The 20,574-nt window shown below is 66.3% G+C and carries 22 protein-coding genes; 19 read left to right on the plus strand and 3 right to left on the minus strand.

Translation table 11 applies throughout. The features are described from left to right. The first annotated feature begins 27 nt into the window (after window positions 1–27). From fliG to fliR, 12 genes are all read left to right on the plus strand, one after another. Complete coding sequence (gene fliG, locus DELCS14_RS02870; protein WP_012202571.1) at window positions 28–1,023, plus strand: flagellar motor switch protein FliG; 996 nt, start codon at window positions 28–30, stop codon at window positions 1,021–1,023. Further along, window positions 1,016–1,927, plus strand: a complete 912-nt coding sequence (locus DELCS14_RS02875; protein ID WP_013800369.1) for a FliH/SctL family protein — start codon at window positions 1,016–1,018, stop codon at window positions 1,925–1,927. The genes fliG and DELCS14_RS02875 overlap by 8 nt, the downstream gene beginning before the upstream one ends. Further along, window positions 1,917–3,359, plus strand: coding sequence for a flagellar protein export ATPase FliI (fliI, locus tag DELCS14_RS02880; RefSeq protein ID WP_012202573.1), 1,443 nt, complete (start codon window positions 1,917–1,919; stop codon window positions 3,357–3,359). Before DELCS14_RS02875 ends, fliI begins: the two co-directional genes overlap by 11 nt. Window positions 3,360–3,424: 65 nt before the next feature. After that, on the plus strand, window positions 3,425–3,889 hold the full coding sequence (gene fliJ / locus DELCS14_RS02885; RefSeq protein ID WP_012202574.1) for a flagellar export protein FliJ: 465 nt from the start codon (window positions 3,425–3,427) through the stop codon (window positions 3,887–3,889). A gap of 3 nt (window positions 3,890–3,892) precedes the next feature. Then, window positions 3,893–5,404 (plus strand): flagellar hook-length control protein FliK, encoded by a 1,512-nt coding sequence (locus DELCS14_RS02890; RefSeq protein ID WP_013800370.1) that lies wholly within the window; start codon window positions 3,893–3,895, stop codon window positions 5,402–5,404. Window positions 5,405–5,657: 253 nt separating this feature from the next. After that, entirely contained in the window at window positions 5,658–6,233 is a 576-nt protein-coding gene (locus DELCS14_RS02895; protein WP_013800371.1) for a flagellar basal body-associated FliL family protein, read from the plus strand. 18 nt (window positions 6,234–6,251) lie between these two features. Next, entirely contained in the window at window positions 6,252–7,256 is a 1,005-nt protein-coding gene (fliM, locus tag DELCS14_RS02900) for a flagellar motor switch protein FliM (protein ID WP_012202577.1), read from the plus strand. Next, window positions 7,246–7,677, plus strand: a complete 432-nt coding sequence (gene fliN / locus DELCS14_RS02905) for a flagellar motor switch protein FliN (RefSeq protein WP_013800372.1) — start codon at window positions 7,246–7,248, stop codon at window positions 7,675–7,677. The genes fliM and fliN overlap by 11 nt, the downstream gene beginning before the upstream one ends. A 10-nt stretch (window positions 7,678–7,687) precedes the next feature. Further along, window positions 7,688–8,023 (plus strand): flagellar biosynthetic protein FliO, encoded by a 336-nt coding sequence (locus DELCS14_RS02910; RefSeq protein ID WP_012202579.1) that lies wholly within the window; start codon window positions 7,688–7,690, stop codon window positions 8,021–8,023. Beyond that, complete coding sequence (fliP, locus tag DELCS14_RS02915) at window positions 8,016–8,801, plus strand: flagellar type III secretion system pore protein FliP (protein WP_012202580.1); 786 nt, start codon at window positions 8,016–8,018, stop codon at window positions 8,799–8,801. Before DELCS14_RS02910 ends, fliP begins: the two co-directional genes overlap by 8 nt. Before the next feature lie 26 nt (window positions 8,802–8,827). Further along, on the plus strand, window positions 8,828–9,097 hold the full coding sequence (gene fliQ, locus DELCS14_RS02920) for a flagellar biosynthesis protein FliQ (protein ID WP_012202581.1): 270 nt from the start codon (window positions 8,828–8,830) through the stop codon (window positions 9,095–9,097). A 29-nt stretch (window positions 9,098–9,126) separates the two neighbouring features. Beyond that, the gene (gene fliR / locus DELCS14_RS02925) at window positions 9,127–9,897 is read left to right on the plus strand and encodes a flagellar biosynthetic protein FliR (protein ID WP_012202582.1); all 771 of its coding nucleotides are present in this window, start codon (window positions 9,127–9,129) and stop codon (window positions 9,895–9,897) included. 48 nt (window positions 9,898–9,945) lie between these two features. Here fliR and DELCS14_RS02930 read toward each other — a convergent pair whose 3' ends face one another. Then, complete coding sequence (locus DELCS14_RS02930) at window positions 9,946–10,575, minus strand: response regulator transcription factor (RefSeq protein WP_012202583.1); 630 nt, start codon at window positions 10,573–10,575, stop codon at window positions 9,946–9,948. 39 nt (window positions 10,576–10,614) lie between these two features. Next, window positions 10,615–11,763 carry a response regulator gene (locus DELCS14_RS02935; protein WP_013800373.1) on the minus strand — a complete coding sequence of 383 codons (1,149 nt, stop codon included), beginning with the start codon at window positions 11,761–11,763 and terminating at the stop codon, window positions 10,615–10,617. Window positions 11,764–11,882: 119 nt separating this feature from the next. Between DELCS14_RS02935 and DELCS14_RS02940 the strand changes: the two genes are divergently transcribed. The 7 genes from DELCS14_RS02940 (at window position 11,883) to DELCS14_RS02970 (ending at window position 18,423) form a co-directional block, all read left to right on the plus strand. Continuing rightward, complete coding sequence (locus DELCS14_RS02940) at window positions 11,883–12,329, plus strand: hypothetical protein (protein ID WP_012202585.1); 447 nt, start codon at window positions 11,883–11,885, stop codon at window positions 12,327–12,329. 52 nt (window positions 12,330–12,381) lie between these two features. Then, window positions 12,382–12,744 (plus strand): response regulator, encoded by a 363-nt coding sequence (locus DELCS14_RS02945; protein WP_012202586.1) that lies wholly within the window; start codon window positions 12,382–12,384, stop codon window positions 12,742–12,744. A 39-nt stretch (window positions 12,745–12,783) separates the two neighbouring features. Further along, window positions 12,784–14,982, plus strand: coding sequence for a chemotaxis protein CheW (locus DELCS14_RS02950; RefSeq protein WP_013800374.1), 2,199 nt, complete (start codon window positions 12,784–12,786; stop codon window positions 14,980–14,982). 115 nt (window positions 14,983–15,097) lie between these two features. Further along, window positions 15,098–15,586 carry a chemotaxis protein CheW gene (locus DELCS14_RS02955; protein ID WP_012202588.1) on the plus strand — a complete coding sequence of 163 codons (489 nt, stop codon included), beginning with the start codon at window positions 15,098–15,100 and terminating at the stop codon, window positions 15,584–15,586. Window positions 15,587–15,612: 26 nt separating this feature from the next. Further along, window positions 15,613–16,503 (plus strand): CheR family methyltransferase, encoded by an 891-nt coding sequence (locus DELCS14_RS02960; RefSeq protein ID WP_013800375.1) that lies wholly within the window; start codon window positions 15,613–15,615, stop codon window positions 16,501–16,503. A 90-nt stretch (window positions 16,504–16,593) separates the two neighbouring features. After that, entirely contained in the window at window positions 16,594–17,274 is a 681-nt protein-coding gene (cheD, locus tag DELCS14_RS02965) for a chemoreceptor glutamine deamidase CheD (protein WP_013800376.1), read from the plus strand. Window positions 17,275–17,289: 15 nt separating this feature from the next. Next, window positions 17,290–18,423 carry a chemotaxis response regulator protein-glutamate methylesterase gene (locus tag DELCS14_RS02970; protein WP_013800377.1) on the plus strand — a complete coding sequence of 378 codons (1,134 nt, stop codon included), beginning with the start codon at window positions 17,290–17,292 and terminating at the stop codon, window positions 18,421–18,423. Window positions 18,424–18,502: 79 nt separating this feature from the next. Here DELCS14_RS02970 and DELCS14_RS02975 read toward each other — a convergent pair whose 3' ends face one another. Beyond that, on the minus strand, window positions 18,503–20,380 hold the full coding sequence (locus DELCS14_RS02975; protein WP_013800378.1) for an ATP-binding cassette domain-containing protein: 1,878 nt from the start codon (window positions 20,378–20,380) through the stop codon (window positions 18,503–18,505). Between the last annotated feature and the right edge of the window lie 194 nt (window positions 20,381–20,574).

Here is a 20,574-nt window from a genome sequence, read left to right on the forward strand (position 1 = left end):
GCCTCTCAAAACACGGATTGCTGAGATATGGACGAACGAGGCCTGAACGACGCCGCCATCTTGCTGGTCTCCCTGGGCGAGGAGGAAGCGGCCGAGGTGTTCAAGCACCTCACCCCGAAGGAAGTGCAAAAGCTCGGCGAGACCATTGCGCACATGCGCGGTGTCTCGCGCGAGAAGGTGGACTTCGTCATCAACCGCTTTGCCGATGACGCGGCCGCGCAAAGCCTGCTGGTGGACGACGCCAGCGGCTATGTGCGCTCGGTGCTCAAGCGCGCCCTGGGCGACGACAAGGCGGCGCTGCTGATCGACCGCATCCTGCAAGGCGGCGATGTCTCCGGCATCGAAAGCCTCAAGTGGATGGACCCGCTGTCCGTGGCCGAACTGCTGCGCGGCGAGCATCCGCAGATCGTGGCCGCCATCCTCGTGCACCTGGAGCACGAGCAGGCCGCTGCCGTCCTGATGCAGTTGCCCGAGCGTTTCCGCAGCGAAGTCATGCTGCGCGTGGCCACGCTGGAAGGCATTCAGCCGACCGCGCTCAAGGACCTCAACGAGGTGCTGTTCCAGGTGCTGGCCGGCGGCGACAAGATCCGCAAGACCTCGCTGGGCGGCGTCAAGACGGCGGCCGAGATGATCAACAACCTCGGCGGCAATGCCGACGTGGCCGTGCTGGACACCATCCGCAACTACGACCCGGACCTGGCCCAGAAGATCATGGACAAGATGTTCGTGTTCGACGACCTGGTCAAGCTGGACGACCGCTCGGTGCAGCTGGTGCTGCGCGAGGTGGTGTCCGAGACGCTGATCATCGCGCTCAAGGGCGGTTCGATGGAAGTGCGCGACAAGATTCTGGCCAACATGTCCATGCGTGCCGCCGAGTCGCTGCGCGAGGACCTGGAAGGCCGCGGCCCGATGCGCCTGTCCGAAGTGGAAGCGCAGCAAAAGGAAATCCTGAAGGTGGTGCGTCGCCTGGCCGAAGAAGGCCAGATCACCATCGGCAGCGGTGCGGAAGACAGCTATGTCTAACGGCATGAACTCGCGCTTCATCCCTTCCGAGGAGATCGACGAGCGCCAGGTGGTGCAGTGGCGCTTCGGCGCCGTGGACCACATGGGGGGCCTGAAAAGCCTGCCCAGCCTCGCGGGGCTGCCGGACATCCAGGGTGCGCCCGCCGCATCCGGTGCTCAGGCTGGGCATGGCGGCGCGGGCATGGCGCGCGCGCCTGCCTCCTCGTCGGGCTTTCACAGCCTGTCGCTGCCCGGCCGCTCCGATGCGCCCCGGCTGGAGGCCGACTCCATGGTGCTGGATGTCGAAGCCGACACGCCGGGCGCCCCGGCCTCCACCGCCCCCGCAGTGGATGAGGAACAACTGCATGCCCTGCTGGAACAGGCACGCGCCGAAGGCCATGCCGAGGGCCTGGAGCAGGGCCGCCAGGAAGCCCGGCAGCAGTGGCAGCAACACATGGATGACTACGTCTCCGGCAAAGGCCGCGAGACGGCGCAGCGCGTGGACGCGCTGCTGTCCGGCCTGGATGCCGGCTTCAAGCAGCTGCAGACGGATGCCGCGCAGGAACTGCTCAACCTGGCCTGCGACATTGCGCGCCAGGTGGTCCGCCAGGAGCTGCGCAGCCAGCCCCAGGCCCTGTTGCCCGTGGTGCGCGAGGCGCTGGACATGCTGGCCGCCGACGGTCGCGCCGCCACCGTGCGCCTGAACCCCGCCGACTTCGCCGTGCTGGACGAGGCGCTGCGCGCCGAGCATGGCGCCCAGTCCAAGGTGCAGTGGATCAGCGACGCCTCCGTCGCTCAGGGCGATGTGCGCGTGGAATCGGGTGGCGCCCAGGTCGATGCCGGCATGGACAAGCGCTGGCGCCGCGCCGTGGCCGCGCTGGGCCTGGTCTCCACCTGGTATGACGGAGAACGCGATGCCGGTTGACGCCCCGCTGGCCGACGCCGCCAAACTGACCCCCGAGCCTGCCGCCAGGCCCTGGCAGCAACTGCTGTCCAATGCCCGCGCCCGCCTGCAGGGCGACATTCCCCTGGAAACCCACGGCACGCTCACGCGCCTGACCGGCCTGGTGCTGGAGGCCACGGGCCTGCAGGTGCCCGTGGGCTCGCAGTGCTGGATACGCCAGCAGGGCCAGGACCCGGTGCTGGCCGAGGTTGTCGGATTTGCAGGCGAGCGTGCGTTTCTCATGCCTGCGGGCGACATCCAGGGCCTGTCCAGCGGCGCCATCGTGACGCCGGCCGAACCCTTTGTCGCACCGCTGCGCTTTGGCGACGGTGTCGAGCCGCCCGTGTCCCTGGCGGCCGGCGTGCTGCGCCTGCCCATTGGCAGCGGCCTGCTGGGCCGTGTCGTGGATTCGCAGGGCCAGCCCCTGGACCATGGCGGCCCGCTGGCCGACGTGAGCGCCGATCTGCTGGACCGCAACCCCATCAACGCCATGGACCGCGACCCGGTGCGCGAGACGCTGGACACCGGCGTGCGCTCGCTCAACGCCCTGCTCACCGTGGGCCGGGGCCAGCGTCTGGGCCTGTTCGCGGGCTCGGGCGTGGGCAAGTCCGTGCTGCTGGGCATGATGGCGCGCTACACCCAGGCGGACGTGATCGTGGTCGGCCTGATCGGAGAACGCGGCCGCGAGGTCAAGGAATTCGTCGAGGACATCCTCGGTGCGCAGGACCGCAGCCGCGCCGTGGTCGTCGCCGCCCCGGCCGATGCGCCGCCGCTGCTGCGCATGCAGGGCGCCGCCTATGCCACGGCCATTGCCGAACATTTCCGCGACAAGGGCCAGCATGTGCTGCTGCTCATGGACTCGCTCACCCGCTATGCCATGGCCCAGCGCGAGATCGCCCTGGCCATTGGCGAGCCGCCGGCCACCAAGGGCTATCCGCCGTCGTGCTTTGCCAAGCTGCCGGCCCTGGTCGAGCGCAGCGGCAACGGCCTCAACGGCGTGGGCTCGATCACGGCCTTCTACACCGTGCTGTCTGAAGGCGATGACCAGCAGGACCCTATTGCCGACGCGGCGCGCGCCATTCTGGACGGCCACGTCGTGCTGTCGCGGGCGCTGGCCGAGTCGGGCCACTACCCGGCCATCGATATCGAGCAATCGGCTTCGCGCGTGATGCACAACGTGGTCTCGCGCGAGCACTTCGAGCTGGCACGGCGCTTTCGCGCTGTCTATTCGCGCTACCAGAAGGGGCGGGACCTGGTCCAGGTCGGTGCCTACATGGCGGGCTCGGACCCGCAGATGGATGAGGCGATACGCCTGCAGCCGGCCATGGCGGCCTTTCTGCAGCAAAGCATGTTCGAGTCGGCTTCCATGGACGAGAGCATCTCGGGCATGGCTGCCGCACTCGGTGGGCAGTGACGCGGCGACGCGGCACTGCCAAAACGCGACCAACGCGATAACGAACACAGGGAGGAAACCCCGGTATGTCGTCCTTGAATGCCTTGATGGTGGCCATCGATGCCGCGTCGCGCAAGCGTGACGAGGCGCGCCAGGCGGTGCAGGAGCGCCTGCGCTCGCAGCAGGCCGCGCAGACGCAAATGGAGCAGCTGCAGCACTATGTGCAGGAAATGCAGACGCGCTGGGGCGCGCAGGAAAACCAGTCCGTGCAGCCCGAGGTCATGTTCCACCAGTACCAGTTCATGGACCGCCTGCAGCACGCCATCGGCCTGCAGACGCGGGTGCTGGCCGACCTGGCGATCCGCCTGGAGGCCGCGCAAAAGGCCTTGATGGCCTGCGAGCTGCGGGTCAGCAGCCTGCGCAAGGTCGTCGAGGTGCGCCGCCGCGATCTGGCGCTCAGCCAGATGCGCCGCGAGCAAAAGGAGACCGATGAACGTGCGGCCATCCAGTTTTTCCGTCGCAGCTTCGGGCTGACATTCCAGGAGGCTTGACGCATGTCCACCAACCAGATCGAACAGCGCGCCGATGCGCGCAGCGCCATGCAGCGCGCCATGGAAGGCGTTCGCTCCGCGCGCGGCACGCAGCCGCCCTCCAACGACCAGGCCGCAGGCTTTTCTTCGTTGCTGGCAGCGATGGACGGCATTGGCGGATTGCCGGCGCTGGCCTCGGGCGCCCTGGGCCAGGCCTTGGGCGAGGACGGCAGTGCCGCTCTTTCCGCGCTGTCCAGCCTCAAGGGCGCAGCCAAGGACGGCCTGAAGGATGCCGCAGACCTGCTGGCCGATCCCGGCCTGGCGCAGGGTCTGCTGCAGCAGCCGCAACTGCCGCTGCAGCCGCAGGCGGAGCCGACCGATATGACCACCTCGGCGCAGGCCGATGCCATGGCGCTGGCTGCCAACGGCCAGGCGCCCTGGCTCAGCCTGGTCGGGCAGACCGCCCATCTGGACGGCAAGGGCGACCGCGACATGCTGCAGGGCGTGGCGGGCGACTGGCTGTCCGGCCGGGGCAGCGCCGCCATGATGGCCCTGCGCCAGGAGCAGGGCGCCGTGGCGCACGCGGCCTTCCTGGCACCGCAGTCCGCAGCCGGTGATGCCGCAGGCACGGCGCTGGCCACGGCCAGCGCCAATGCTGCGGCCCTGGCTGCCGCTGCGGACCCGAATGCAGCCGTGGCCCTGACCGATGGCGCTGCGCGCAGCACCCAGGCACAGGCCCAGGCCGCCGATGTGCTGGCCGCCGTGCAGTCCGATGCGGCACTGACGGCCGCCGCCGCACGCACGGCAACCACCGCCCAGGCCACGCATGAACACACGCCCCAGGCCCTAGCGGGCGGTGTGCGGCAGGACGTGGCCCTGGCGTCGGGCATTGCGCTCAACGGCATGGCCGCAGTGCGGCCCGAAGAATGGCGCGGCCTGTTCGAGCGAGCCCGGGAGGGCGGCACCGCCTCCACGGAGTCGGCGGCGAACGGACTGCACGGCGTTGCGGCTGCCGTGGGCGCGGCCCATGCCGGCCAATCCCTGGGCCAGCAGGCGGCCGGCCAAAATGGCGCGGCCTTTGCCCAGCCCGACGCCCAGGCCCAGCCGGGCAACTCCACCGAGCGCGAGCAGCAGGTGTCCGAGCAGGTGGCCTTCTGGGTCCACAACAAGAACCAGAACGCCTCGCTGTCCGTGGAGCATGAGGGCCGGGCCATCCAGGTGCAGGTCAGCCTGCAGGGCAACGAGGCCCATGTGCGCTTTGGCGCCAGCGAAGCCCAGGCGCGTGACTGGCTGGGCAACGGTGCCGACCAGCTGCGCGAGCTGCTGCAGGCCCAGGGCCTGCAACTGGCCGGCGTCAGCGTGGATGCGGGCGGCCAGTCCGGCAGCGGCGATTCGGGAAGACAGGGGGCGGACGCCCAGGCGCGCCAGGGCCGCGTGAGCGCCATGGTCGATGCCGCCGGCGTCACGGGCGGCAATGGCGCCGCACAGGCCGGCGGTGGCCGCGCGGCAGCGGGCGGGGTGGATCTGTTCGTCTGATTCTTCCTGCGCTTCTTGCGGGGCGGCGCATGCGCCGTTTCAGGGTTTTCACAACAGGCCGGGTGGCGACAAGCTGCCCGGCCTGTGGCGTTTGAGGGCCATCAAGCCAGCGAGAAACCGGGGTTTCATGCGCTTATTCAGGCCATGGTCCGGGGTCCAATCGCCGAATAATTCCTGCCATGGGCCTGCTGCGTCATGGCGCCGCGCATGAAGCGCGTGCGCGTGGCGGTCCCGCTCACCCAGAGGAATTCCAGTGTCTGCCACACCCAATGCCGCCAACAATGCAGCTCCCGCCCCGGCCAAGGGCAAGAAGCTGATCGTGCTGATCGTCATCATTGCCGTCCTGGCCATAGGCGCGGCCGCTGCCTTCATCCTGCTGTCCAAGCGGCACAGCAGCGGCGATGAGGAAGAGGGCAGCGCCAGCAAGGCGGCCGTGACCGTGCCCACCTTCCTGCCGCTGGACAACCTGGTGGTCAATCTGTCCGATACGGGCGGCGACCGCTTCGTGCAGATCGGCATCACGCTGGAGCTGGCCGACGAGAAGACCGCCACCACGGTCAAGCAATACCTGCCCAGCATCCGCAACGGCATCCTGATGCTGGTGTCCCAGCGCACGGCCGAGGAACTGCTCGAGCGCGAAGGCAAGGAGCGCCTGGCCGCCGACGTGCTCAACGAAGTCTCGGCCCCGCTGGGCTACGGCAGCCAGGCCAAGGCCAAGAAGCGCAGCCGCGACGAGGATGCCGAGGACGAAGACGGCGAGCGCCGCCGCTCCTCCGCTGCCAAGAACCCGGTGCGCCGCGTGCTCTTCTCCAGCTTCATCATTCAGTAACCGGGGAGGCCAGGCGCCATGAGCGATTCGTTTCTCTCCCAGGAAGAAGTCGATGCCCTTTTGGAGGGTGTGACCGGCGAGAGCCAGAAATCCACGACCGAGGAGGTCGAGGCGGGCATCATCCGCCAGTACGACATCTCCAGCCAGGAGCGCATCGTGCGCGGGCGCATGCCGACGATGGAAATCGTCAACGAGCGCTTTGCCCGCAACTTCCGCATCGGCCTGTTCAACTTCATCCGCCGCAGCCCCGAAGTGTCCGTGGGCACGGTGTCGGTGCAGCGTTACAGCGCCTTCCTGCGCGAGCTGGTGGTGCCCACCAACTTCAACATCGTCGCCATCCGTCCGCTGCGCGGCAGCGGCCTGGTGGTCTGCGACCCCTCGCTGGTGTTCGGTGTCATCGACACGCTGTACGGCGGCACGGGCCGGCTGCAGACGCGTATCGAAGGACGTGACTTCTCGCACACCGAGCAGCGCGTGATCAACCGCCTGGTCAACGTGATCTGCGAGGAATACAAGAAGGCCTGGCACGGCATCTATCCGCTGGAGCTGGGCTACCAGCGTTCGGAGATGCAGCCGCAGTTCGCCAACATCGCCACGCCCAGCGAAATCGTCGTGTCCACGGCCTTTCAGCTGGAGATCGGCGACATCTCGGGCTCCATCCACATCTGCATGCCCTATGCAACGCTGGAGCCCATCCGTGATGTGCTGTATTCCTCGACACAGGGCGACTCCATCGAAGTGGACCGCCGCTGGGTCAAGGTGCTCAAGCGCGAGATCCAGGCCGCCGAGGTGACCCTGGTGGCCGAACTGGCACGTGCCGACGCCACGGTGGAGCAACTGCTGGCCATGCGCCCCGGCGATTTCATCGAACTCGACCGCGAGCCGCTGATCCGCGCCTCCATTGGCGGCGTTCCGATTTTCGAGTGCCAGTACGGCACTCACAACGACAAGTACGCAATCCGCGTCGAGAACTGCCTGCGTGGCGCCGACGCTGGCTGGATGGGAGAAAACAATGGCAACTGAAGATACGCAAAAGCCCGCTGGCGATGATCCGTTCTCGGGCTGGGCAGAGGCATTGGACGAGCAGCGCGAGCGCGACGCCAAGCTGGAAGAGGAGCAGGGCGGCCCGCTGACGGGCGAGCCCGTGCGTCCCTACGCCGGTGGCGGCGATGTGCCGGTCAACGACATCAACATGGTGCTGGACATTCCGGTGCAGCTGTCGGTGGAGCTGGGCCGCACCAAGGTGCCGATCAAGTACATCCTGCAACTGGCCCAGGGCTCGGTGGTCGAGCTCGACGCACTGGCCGGCGAGCCCATGGACGTGCTAGTCAACGGCTACCTGATCGCCCAGGGCGAGGTGGTGGTGGTCAACGACAAGTTCGGTATCCGCCTGACCGACGTGGTCACGCCGTCCGAGCGCCTGCGCCGGGTCAGCCGTGGCTGAGAGCGCTGGCATGGGCCCGCTGTGGCCGACCCTGCTCACGGTGGTGGCCCTGGTCACGGCCATGGCCGCTCTGCCCTGGCTGCTGCGCCGCTTCCAGCAGCGCACGGCTGCGCTGCGCGGTGCCGCCGGCCTGCAGTCGCGGGTGCTGGGCGCAGTGGGCGTGGGCCCGCAGCAGCGGGTGGTGACGGTGGAAGTGGGCGAGGGCGCGCAGACCGTGCGTCTGGTGCTGGGCGTCACGGCGCAAAGCATCCAGTGCCTGCATGTGCTGCAGGCCCCGGCCCCTGCTGATTTTTCGGCTGCGATGGCGCAAGCGCGCAGCCTGCCTGCGGACGGTGCGAATGTCTGAATATTCCTGCAAGCGCCCGGCGCGCACGCTGAGCCAGGCTGCTGGCGCCGCAGCGCTGGCGCTGTGCTGCGCCACGCCCCTGGCTTCCTGGGCACAGGGCGCGCCCGCCAGCCTTCCGCTGGTCATCGGCCAGGGCAGTGGTGGCACCAGCTTTTCGGTGCCCATCCAGACCCTGCTGTTCTTCACGGCGCTGTCCTTTCTGCCGGCCATCCTTTTGATGATGACGGGCTTCACCCGCATCGTCATCGTGCTGTCGCTGATGCGCCAGGCGCTGGGCACGCAGTCGGCGCCGCCCAACCAGGTGATCATCGGCCTGTCGCTGTTCCTGACGCTGTTCGTCATGGGCCCCACCCTGGACCGCGTGTACCAGGAGGCCTACGTGCCCTACACCACGAATGCCGTGACCTTCGAGCAGGCCATTGAGAAGGCCGAGGCGCCCATGCGCGACTTCATGCTCAAGCAGACGCGCCAGTCGGACTTTGCGCTGTTCGCGCGGCTGGCCAAGCTCGATGCAGGCGTCACCAGCGAGACCGCACCGCTGCGCGTGCTGGTGCCCGCCTTCGTGACCAGCGAGCTGAAGACCGCGTTCCAGATCGGCTTCATGATCTTCATTCCCTTCCTGGTCATCGACATGGTCGTGTCCTCGATCCTGATGTCCCTGGGCATGATGATGCTGTCGCCCGTGCTGGTGGCCCTGCCGTTCAAGCTCATGCTCTTCGTGCTGGCCGATGGCTGGAACCTGCTCATAGGCTCGCTGGCGGCCAGCTTCGCCGTCTAGCCCCGCTCTTTTTTGGAAATCCTTCCATGACCTCCCAATACGTGCTCACCTTCGGCCGCGAGGCACTGACCTTGCTGCTCATGATCTCCATGCCCGTGCTGGGCGTGGTGCTGGCCGTGGGCCTGGCCGTCAGCGTCTTCCAGGCGGTGACCCAGGTGCATGAGGCCACGCTGGCCTTCGTGCCCAAGCTCATCTCCGCCGTGCTGGTGTTTGCCATAGCGGGCCCGTGGATGCTGAGCACGCTGGTGGACTTCATCCGCCGCACCATCGAGACCATTCCGCAGGCGGTGGGCTGAGCCCTTCGCCGCGCACTGGAAACGCCACTGTGATCACCTTCAGCGAAGCCCAACTGGTGGCGTGGCTGTCGCCCGTTCTCTGGCCGTTTCTGCGCGTGCTGGCCATGTTCTCCGTGGCCCCCGTGTTCTCGCAGCGCGTCATTCCCATGCGACTGAAGATCGGCCTGGCCTTTCTGGTCGCGGTGTGCGCGCAGCCCGTGCTGGGCGACCAGCCCGTGATCGGCATCAACTCGCCGCAGGCGCTGGGCACGCTGATTCAGCAGGTCGGCGTGGGGCTGGCCGTGGGCTTTGCCGTGCGCCTGGTGTTTGCCGCCGTGGAGGTCGCAGGCGAGGTGGTCGGCCTGCAGATGGGCCTGAACTTCGCCAGCTTCTTTGATCCGACCACGAATGCCCAGCTCAGCGCGGTGGCGCGCTTCATGGTCCAGATTTCCACGCTGCTGTTCATCGTCATCAACGGGCACCTGCTGGTGCTGATGGCCGTGCTCAAGAGTTACGAGGCGTTTCCTGTGGACGGCAGCTTCCTGCAGGCCATCAACCAGATGCGGCTGCACGAGATGGGGGCGGCGGTCTTCGCCAGTGCCTTCTGGATCGCCCTGCCCATGGTCGCCATGCTGCTGTTCGTGAACCTGGTGCTGGGCATCATTTCGCGCGTGGCACCGCAGATGAACATCTATGCCGTGGGTTTTCCGGTCACGCTCACCGTGGGCCTGACAGGATTGATGGCCACGCTGCCGCTGCTCGAGCAGCCCCTGGTCGCCTTGCTGCAGCGCGGCATTGCGGTATTTGGCACTTCAATGTAAGCAGTTGTGAAAAACAACAGATTTACAGGCCTGTCGGCCGCAAAAGCCTCAGATCAGCTGGTTGTGGATGGCGTAGGCCGTGAGTTCGGCATTGCTGCTCATCTGCAGTTTTTCCAGCACGCGCGCCCGGTAGACGCTGACGGTCTTGGGGCTGAGCATCAGCTCGGTGGCGATGTCCGTCAGCCGCTGCCCGGCCGCGATCTTGATCAGTGTCTGCAGCTCGCGCTCGGACAGGCTTTCATGCGGCACCTGGGGTGCGGGCTGGGCCAGGCTGTCGGCCAGCATCTGGGCCACTTCGGACGTCAGGTACTTGCGCCCCGTGGCCACGGTACGCACCGCCTCGATCAGCAGCACCGGGTCGCCTGCCTTGTTGGCGTAGCCCTGCGCGCCCGCCTTCAGGCAGCGCAGCGCGTACTGATCCTCGGGGTACATGGAGACCATGAGCACCTTGATCAGCGGATGGGTTTCGCGCACGCTGGCCAGGGCTTCCAGGCCACTGCGGCCGGGCATGTTGATGTCCAGCAGCAGCACGTCGCAGGTGGCGGTGCGCAGCTGTTCGCGCAGCTCGGCATAGCTGCCTGCTTCGGCGGTGACGCTGATGTCCACTGCCTCGGCCAGGGTGTCACGGATGCCCCGGCGCAGCACCGCATGGTCGTCGCACAGCACCACGTGGATCAAAGTCGGCCTCCTGGAAAAAGGGTCACGCCGCCATGGCGTTCAGCATTCATTGCCCGGGATATTAGGGCAAGTGCCGCCATCGTCCAGCGGAATGGAGACGATGACCGAGGTTCCTCGCCCGGCTTGACTGCTGACATCCAGCCAGCCCTGAACGGTGCGCGCACGCTCGCCCAGACCGCGCAAACCGAAGGATTCGGGCTTGTCGCGCGCGCCTTCGGCCAGGCCCACGCCGTCGTCCGTCACCTCCAGCGTGAGAAAGCCTTCGCGGTCCGAGAGATCGATGTCCACATGGCGCGCCTGGGCATATTTGCCGACGTTGGTCAGCGCCTCCTGGGCCGTGCGGTAGGCCACGACCTGGATGTCGGGCGCGATGTTCATGCTCTCGCGGCTGCTGCGCACCCGGGTGGGCACGCCCGTGCGGCGCTCGAAATTCTCGGCCAGCCACTGCACGGCGGCCACCAGCCCCTGGTCCAGCACGGGCGGGCGCAGGTTCATCATGATGCGCTGGCTTGCACCCAGCGCATGCTCCAGCATTTCCAGCGCGGCCAGCGCATGCTCGCGCAGTCCGCCCTCGGGCGCATTGCGCGCAATCCAGGCCACATCGAACTTCACCGAGGTCAGCGAGCCGCCGATGTCATCGTGGATCTCGCGGGCAATGCTGGCGCGCTCGCGCTCGGTGGAGGTCTGCAGATGCTCGGTCAGATCGGCCAGGCGACGCTCGGACGCCGCCAGCTCGGCCGCCGCGCGGCGGCGCGCCAGGCGGGCCTCGTGCACTTCCAGCGCATGCGAGACCACATGGGGCAGGCGCGTGATGTGGTCCTTGAGCAGGTAGTCGCTGATGCCCTCGCGCATCACGTCCACGGCGGCCGACTCGCCGATGGCGCCCGACAGCAGCACAAAGGGCGGATGCCCGGGCTGGCGGCGCACCAGCTCCCAGGCGTCCAGCGCCGTGAAGCCGGGCAGGTGGTAGTCGGCCAGGATGAGGTCGAATGCCTGGCTCTGCAGCGCGGCTGCGGCATCATCGAGCAGGTCGACCGCGACAATCTCGCAGACCAGCCCGCCGCGCAGCAGGCTCAGCCGCGCCAGCGCCTGGTCGGCCGCCGAATCCTCGATGTGCAGTATGCGCAAGGGCTTGTGCGGTGGTCTGGCATCCCCGGGGGCGCTATCATGAGATACATTTTGGAACATAAATGCAAGTGGTCGTGTATATCAAGGGATGCGCTGCATTCCTGGGGACGATTGACAAGGGCTGGCCATGCTGCAGAGCATGGCGAACATTGGGCTGAAACGCTGGTGGTGGAGTAACAATGCAGTCAATGCACAAGCCTTCGGGCGAGCCTGCCGTCCCCATGCCCGTCATGGTGGCCGCAGACCTGCAGGATGCCTTGCTGGTGGCGATGCGCGATCTGCAGCGCCTGGAAGGCCTTCTCAATCATGCAACGCAGAACCTGCTGGACCGTTTCGACGAGACCCACGGCCAGCTGGCCGGTGAGGCGCTAGGCGCCTTGCCCGAGCTGGACGCCGCGCGGTCCACGCTTCGGTTGGCGGTGACCGAGTTGCAGTTTCACGACATGTCCTCCCAGTTGATCGCCCATATTACGAAGATTTTGCAAGGCTGCGCGTTCCAGTTGGCCGCAGCCACCATGGGCGTGGACGAGGGGGAGGACGATTCCCTGGGCCTGCCGGCGATACCCGACCGGCCCAATCCCGTCACGCAAAGCGAGATGGATGCTGGCTCGGTCGAGCTGTTCTGACCACTGACCATGCACTCTTCTACCTTTTATTGCCCGTCTGTTGGAGCTATACATGCGATCGATTCTGGCTGTTGATGATTCCCCCTCGATGCGAAAGATGGTGGCGTTCACCCTCGCAGGGGCGGGATTTCGCGTTGTGGAGGCGGTTGACGGCGTGGATGCGCTCGAGAAGGCACAGCTCGAACAAGTCGACCTGGTGCTGGCCGACCAGAACATGCCGCGTCTGGATGGCATCGGTCTGACCCGCAAGCTGCGCGAAGACCCCAAGTTCCAGAACACGCCGATTCTCATTCTCACCACCGAATCCAGCGATCAGATGAAGCAGGCCGGACGCGCCGCGGGCGCCACGGGCTGGCTGGTCAAGCCCTTCGATCCAAACCGTTTGATCGAAGTCATTCAGAAAGTAATGCGTTGAGCCGATAAGTACGGGCAACAGGAAACAGCAGGACCAAAGATGGCGGATCTACACCAGGATGGGGCAGGAGCGGGCGCAGACTTCGACCTGAGCCAGTTCTATCAAATCTTCTTCGAAGAAGCGGCCGAGAACCTCGACCAGATGGAGCAGATGCTGCTGAATCTGGATCTGTCAGCGGCCAATGACGAGGAACTCAACGGCATCTTCCGATGCGCGCACTCGATCAAGGGCGGGGCGGCCACCTTCGGCTTTGCCGACGTGACCGAGCTGACGCACCGCATGGAGTCGCTGCTCGACCGGCTGCGCCGGCACGAGATCACACCGATTCCGGAGATGGTCGATGTGTTGCTGGAGTCGGCTGATGCCAGCCGCAGCCTGCTGGCACGCCACCAGGCCGGCAACGAGGGCGAGGCCCTGTCCACCACGGATCTGGTGGCACGCATCGAGACGCTGGCGGAAGGCCGCAGCGCCGTACCTGCAGCGGCAGCGCCGGCTCCCGCACCGACCCCAGCTCCAGCCCCTGTGGCTGCGCCAGCGCAGGCTCCGGCCCCGGTTGCTGCAGCACCTTTCTCGGGCGGCGCCGTCGGCACGGCACCCAGCAGCGGCGGACGTTCGCTGCATATCCTGATCGGTCCGCTGGAGCGCCTGGAGATGGCCGAGGCCATCAAGGAGCTGTTCCGCGACATTCCGGGCCTGGGACGCATCGAGGACCTGGCCTGCGATCAGCCGCAAAGCCGCCTCTTTGACGTGCAGACCTCGTCCACCGACGACGACCTGCTCGATCTGTTCGCCTTCCACGTGGCCAAGGAGCAGGTCCGCATCACGGCGGCCGGAGCCTCTGCCGAAGCAGCACCCGCAGCGGTGGCGGCGCAAGCCCCGGCCGCTGAAGAGCATGCGCACGACCCCGATGCCGCCCTGGCCTCGGCCGCCATCCCGCCTGCCGATGAGGCCTATGGCTTCTTCAATGGCGCGCCCGGCATGCCCCAGGCCGATGGCGCGCTGGCCATCCAGCCGGCCGGCGCCGTGGCCAAGCCCGCCGCCAAGACGGCGGCCCAGACGCAGCAGGCGCAGATGGAGTCCACCAGCATCCGCGTGTCGGTGTCCAAGGTCGACCAGCTCATCAACCTGGTGGGCGAGCTGGTCATCACCCAGGCCATGCTGGCGCAAAACAGCCACGGACTGGACGCATCGGCCTACCAGCAACTGCTGGCAGGCCTGGCCGACCTGGATCGCAATACGCGCGATCTGCAGGAATCGGTGATGTCCATCCGCATGATTCCCATGTCCACTGTGTTCAGCCGTTTCCCGCGCATGCTGCGCGACCTGGCCGGCAAGCTGGGCAAGAAGATCGACCTGATCACGCTGGGCGAGGCCACGGAGCTGGACAAGGGACTGGTCGAAAAGATCACCGACCCGCTGACCCATCTGGTGCGCAACAGCGTGGACCACGGCATCGAAATGCCCGAGGACCGCCTGGCGGCCGGCAAGTCCGAGCACGGCACGCTGACGCTGGCAGCCTCCCATCAGGGCGGCTCCATCGTCATCGAGGTGCGCGACGACGGGCGCGGCATGAACCGCGAGCGGATTCTGCAGAAGGCCCGCGAGCGCGGCATGGATGTCTCGGACAACATGCCCGATCAGGAGGTCTGGCAACTGATCTTCGCGCCGGGCTTCTCCACGGCCGACGTGGTCACCGACGTGTCCGGGCGCGGCGTGGGCATGGACGTGGTCAAGCGCAATATCGCGGCGCTGGGCGGCTCGGTCGAGATCGAGTCCACCCAGGGCAAGGGCATGCGCGTGGCCGTTCGTCTGCCGCTGACCCTGGCCATCATGGATGGCATGTCGGTCGGCGTCAGCGACGAGGTCTACATCCTGCCGCTGTCCTCGGTGGTCGAGTCCTTCCTGGTCAAGGCCGAAGACGTGAACACCGTGGCCAACGGCACGCAGCTGGTCAAGGTGCGTGACGAGTACATGCCCGTGTTCGCGCTGGAAAAGACCTTCCGCGTGCCGCGCAGCGACACCAGCCAGTCCAGCAACATCATGGTGGTGGTCGAGTCCGACGGCAGCCGCGTGGCCTTGCTGGTCGACGAGCTGCTGGGCCAGCACCAGGTGGTGGTCAAGAACCTGGAATCGAACTACCGCAAGGTGCCCAACGTTTCGGGCGCCACCATCCTGGGCGATGGCACGGTGGCGTTGATTCTGGACACCGGCGCGCTGGTGCGTCGTGCACGCCACTGAACGGGACAGGGATACCTGACCACAATCGACGGCGCCGCAGGCAGTGCCTGCGCGCCGCCAAGAAACCATGGCCTTCGCCACCACGGCGCGGGCCCGACAGTTGAGGAGCTGAGCAATGAGCGTGATCGCTAAGACCGCAGAAGGCGTCGCCACCGGCGCGCGCGAGTACCTGACCTTCCGCCTGGACCAGGAGGAATACGGCATCGACATCCTGAAGGTGCAGGAAATCCGCGGCTACGAGCCGCCGACCCGCATCGCCAATGCGCCGGAATTCATCAAGGGCGTGGTCAATCTGCGCGGCACCATCGTGCCCATCGTGGACATGCGGCTGAAGTTCAACTGCTCCCAGGTGGAATACAACAGCTTCACTGTCGTCATCATCCTGAACCTGCGCAACCGCGTTGTGGGCATCGTGGTGGACTCGGTCAGCGACGTGATGGAACTGGCTCCCGAAGCCGTGCGCCCCGCGCCGGACATCGAAAGCGCCATCGACAGCGGCTGCATTCTGGGCCTGGGTTCCGTGGGCGAGCGCATGCTCATCCTGCTGGACATCGAAAAGCTCATGAACAACGTGGACATGGGCCTGGTCGCCTCGGTCGACTGAGACCCGTTCTTGCACTGAGCGCCCTCATGCGATCCGGCTCATCCAATGCGGCACTGGCCGCACGTCCCGTCGCCGACGACGGGGATGCCAACGGGCCCCTGGCCCAGGGGCGCGAATTCGAATGGTCGTCGCGGGACTTTGCCCGCGTACAGGCGTTGATCTACCAGCGGGCCGGCATCAGCCTGCACGATGGCAAGCACGCCATGGTCTACAGCCGCCTGTCGCGGCGCCTGCGCGAGACGGGCTACGACAGCTTCTCCACCTACCTGGACTGGCTGGAGTCGCAGTCCGACGGCGTGGAGTGGCAGGAGTTCGTGAACGCGCTGACCACCAATCTCACGGCGTTCTTTCGCGAGCAGCACCATTTCGAGATCTTTGCCCAGCATCTGCGCAGCAAGCCGGCCGGCACGGCCTGGAAGGTCTGGTGCAATGCGGCCTCGACCGGGGAAGAGCCTTACTCCATCGTCATGACGGCGCTGGAAGCGCTGGGTGCCACGCCCAGCTTCCAACTGCAGGCCAGCGACATCGACTCGCGCGTGCTGGACACGGCATCGGCCGGTGTCTACCGCGCCGAAAGCATCAAGGGCATGAGCGCCGAGCGCCTGCACCGCTTCTTCCTGCGGGGCAAGGCCGGCAATGCGGGCCTGGTGCGCGTCAAGCCCGAACTGCGCCGCCTGGTGGAGTTTCTCAACGTCAACCTGATCCGTGACGACTGGCCGTTCCGCGACCCCTTCGACGTGGTCTTCTGCCGCAACGTGATGATCTACTTCGACGCGGCCACGCAGCGCCGCGTGCTGGAGCGCATCCACCGCGTGATGAAGCCCGGTGGCCTGTTGTTCGTCGGGCATGCCGAAAACTTCAGTGAATCGCGCGATCTGTTCACGCTCAAGGGGAAGACCGTCTATGAGCGCCGCTGACGCAGGTCCTGCCGCACGCCAGGGGGTGCTCCCATGATCGGAGACCGCCCTGCCTTCGCACCGCCACCGGCGCCCTCGGAGCGTCGCCGGATGCCGCGCATCAACAGCTATACCGCTGCAGACTATCCGGCGCCGGGCGATCCGGTGCCGCGTTCCTCGCTGGAGCAGCTCAAGCGCCAGCAGCGCTACCCTGGCGAGGCTTCGTTCTTCTATTACGACCCGCATTTTCAGCACAACGCCGTCAAGGTGCTGCCCGGCGAATACTTTGTCTCCAACGAGGACGTGATCCTGGTCACCGTGCTGGGCTCTTGCATCTCGGCCTGCATCTGGGACCGCACCATGCGCGTGGGCGGCATGAACCATTTCATGCTGCCCGACGGCGACTCTGCCGATGCATCGGGCCGTTACGGCTCGTACGCCATGGAGTTGCTGATCAACGAAATGCTCAAGCTCGGTGCCCGGCGCGAGTCGCTGCAGGCCAAGATCTTCGGCGGCGGGCAGGTGATGCACAACTTCACCACCATGAACGTGGGCGAACGCAATACCGCCTTCGTCACGCAGTACCTGCAGACCGAACGCATCCCCATCGTCTCGGAGGATGTGCTGGACATCTACCCTCGCAAGGTGGTGTTCTTCCCCGCCAGCGGCAAGGCCATGGTCAAGCGCCTGGCACATGCCCATCCGGAGGAGCTGGTACAGCAGGAATTCACACGCGGCAATGCAGCCGTCGTGGCACGCAATACGGCAGGCGGCTCGGTCGACCTGTTTTGAGGAAGGTTCAAAGGAATGGACAGGAAAATCAGGGTGATCGTGGTGGACGACTCTGCGCTGGTGCGCAGTCTGCTGTCCGAGATCATCAATCGCCAGCACGACATGGAATGCATCGGCTCGGCCAATGACCCGCTGATCGCACGCGAAATGATTCGCGAGATGAATCCCGACGTGATCACGCTCGATGTGGAAATGCCGCGCATGGATGGCATCGACTTCCTGGGCCGGCTCATGCGCCTGCGTCCCATGCCGGTGGTCATGATCTCCACGCTGACCGAACGCGGCGCCGAGGTCACCATGCGCGCACTGGAACTGGGCGCCATCGACTTCGTGGCCAAGCCGCGCGTGGGTGTCTCCAACGGCCTGCAGGAACTGGCCGCGCAGATCGTGGACAAGATCCGCGTTGCTGCCGTGGCCCAGGTACGGCGTCTGCCGGTCGCTCCCCGCAGTGCAGCCTCTGCCGCAGGCAGCGCGGCAGCGCCGGTCGCTTCCTCTGCGGGTTCGGCCGTGCCGCGCCAGGCTGCACCGACGTCGCTGCTGGGGCGGCTTTCCACGGAGAAGCTGGTTGCCATCGGCGCCTCCACGGGCGGCACCGAGGCCATCCGCGAAGTGCTCACCCATCTGCCGGCCGACTGCCCGGCCATCGTCATCACCCAGCACATGCCGCCGGGCTTCACCACCAGCTTCGCGGCCCGGCTCAACAGCCTGTGCCAGATGACCGTGAAGGAAGCGCAGCACGGCGAGCGCCTGCTGCCCGGTCACGCCTATATCGCCCCGGGTGGCAAGCATTTCTCCGTGCAGCGCAGCGGCGCCAACTATGTCGCCGTGGTCGATGACAGCCCGCCGGTGAATCGCCACAAGCCTTCGGTCGAAGTGCTGTTCAAGTCGGTGGCCGCCTGCGCGGGCCGCAACGCCTACGGCATCATGCTCACCGGCATGGGCGCCGATGGTGCGGTCGCCATGCGCGAAATGCGCGATGCAGGCAGCTACAACCTCGTGCAGGACGAGGCCAGCTGCATCGTCTTCGGCATGCCGCGCGAGGCCATCGCCCACGGCGCTGCCGACGAAGTGCTGCCCCTCAACCAGATCGCCGCCGCCTTGCTGGGCAAGCTGCGCATAGGTTCGGACCAGGTGCACCACCGCATCTGAGCGCAACGGCCCGCTCTGGCGGCCTCCATGAAAAAAAGAGCGCATGGCGCTCTTTTTTTTTGTCAGTTCGACACGGTGCTTACTCGGACAAGGCGCTCCAGCGCTCCAGTGCCTCCATCAGCTGCTCATCGATCTCGCCATCGCGCTGGTGCAACTGAACGGCGCGGGAGTTGTCGTTGGCATACAGCGAGCCATCGGCCAGGGCCTCGCGAATGGATTTCTGCTCCGCCTCCAGAGATGCAATGGTCTCGGGCAACTGATCGAGCTCGCGCTGCTCCTTGTAGCTGAGCTTGCGCTTGGGCTTGCTGTCGCTGCGCACCGCCGTCGGCTTGGCCTCTTCCTTGGCAGGCTTGGGCTGTGCAGCCTCGGCCAGATCCTGGCTGCGGCGCGACTGGTCCAGCCAGTCCTGAACGCCGCCTTCGTATTCGCGCCACTTGCCCGGCCCTTCCCAGGCAATGGTGCTGGTGACGACGTTGTCCAGGAAACTGCGGTCATGGCTGACCAGGAACACCGTGCCGTCGTAGTTCTGCAGCAGGTCTTCCAGCATCTCCAGCGTCTCGATATCGAGGTCGTTGGTCGGCTCGTCCAGAACCAGCACATTCGCGGGGCGGGCAAACAGGCGCGCCAGCAGCAGGCGGTTGCGCTCGCCGCCGGACAGTGAACGCACAGGAGAGTGAGCGCGCGCCGGAGAGAACAGGAAGTCCGACAGATAGCTCTTCACGTGCTTTTTCTGGTTGCCGATCTCTATCCACTCGCTGCCAGGGCTGATGAAGTCCTCCAGCGTGGCATCCATATTGATCTGGTGCCGCATCTGGTCGAAGTAAGCCACCTGCAGATTCGCACCCAGCCGCACATTGCCGCTGTCAGGCGCCAGTTCGCCCAGAATCATCTTGAGCAGCGTCGTCTTGCCGGCACCGTTGGGCCCGATCAGTCCCACCTTGTCACCGCGCAGGATGGTGGCGCTGAAATGCGAGACGATCTGCTTGTCGCCAAAGGACTTGGCCACATCGGTCAGCTCGGCCACGATCTTGCCCTGGTAGCCATCGCCCCGGCCCGAGGCAATGTCCATCTTCACCCCGCCCAGCACATCGCGGCGGGCAGCGCGGTTGGCCCGCAACTGCTCCAATCGGCCGATGCGGCTCTGGCTGCGCGTGCGGCGCGCCTCCACGCCCTTGCGGATCCACACCTCCTCCTGGGCCAGCAGCTTGTCGGCCTTGGCGTTGATCACGGCTTCCTGGGCCAGCTGATCTTCCTTGGTTTGCTGGTACTGAACGAAATTGCCGGGATAGGAGCGCAGCGTTCCACGATCCAGCTCCACGATGCGCGTGGAGACGCGGTCCAGGAAGGAGCGGTCGTGGGTAATGGTCACCACGCTGCCCTTGAAGTTCAGCAGCAGCTCCTCCAGCCACTCGATGGCATCCAGGTCCAGGTGGTTGGTCGGCTCGTCCAGCAGCAGCACGTCAGGACGGGCCACCAGCGCCTGGGAAAGCGCAACGCGCTTCTTCATTCCCCCGGACAACGTGCCCACCAGGGCGTCGGGATCCAGGTGCAGCCGCTGCAGCGTCTCTTCCACGCGCTGCTCCCAATTCCAGGCGTCATAGGCCTCGATCTGGGACTGCAGCGCATCGAGATCCTCGCCCTCGCCACCCGCCAGATAGCGCTCGCGCACGGCGATCACCTCGGCAATGCCGGCGGACGCCGACTCGAAGATCGTCTGCTCGGGCACAAGCACCGGCTCCTGCGCCACATAAGTAATGCGGATACCGGACTGTGTCTGGACCTGGCCGTCATCGGCCTTGGCCAGTCCGCCAAGAATCTTCAACAAAGAGGACTTCCCTGCGCCGTTTCGACCGATCAGGCCCACACGTTCGCCGCTCTCCAGGGAAAACTGGGCGTGGTCGAGAAGCGCCACATGCCCGAACGCCAGTTGGGCGTCTATCAAAGTAATCAATGCCATCGTGCGCGCATTATCTATGCGGGCCCGATTCCTGGTGCACGCAGCAAGGCCTCCCCGCCCGGAGCCTGCCCGCAGGGCAGGCTCCGGGCCGGTTTCAGAGAGCGGGGCGGTGGCTTCTTCACTAGTCTGCAAGGAAGTTCACGAATTTCACGCCATCGGTAAAAACCCATGCTATAGTTCGATCCCTCGTCGCC

The sequence above is a fragment of the Delftia sp. Cs1-4 genome, from assembly GCF_000214395.1.
GTDB lineage: Bacteria > Pseudomonadota > Gammaproteobacteria > Burkholderiales > Burkholderiaceae_C > Comamonas > Comamonas acidovorans.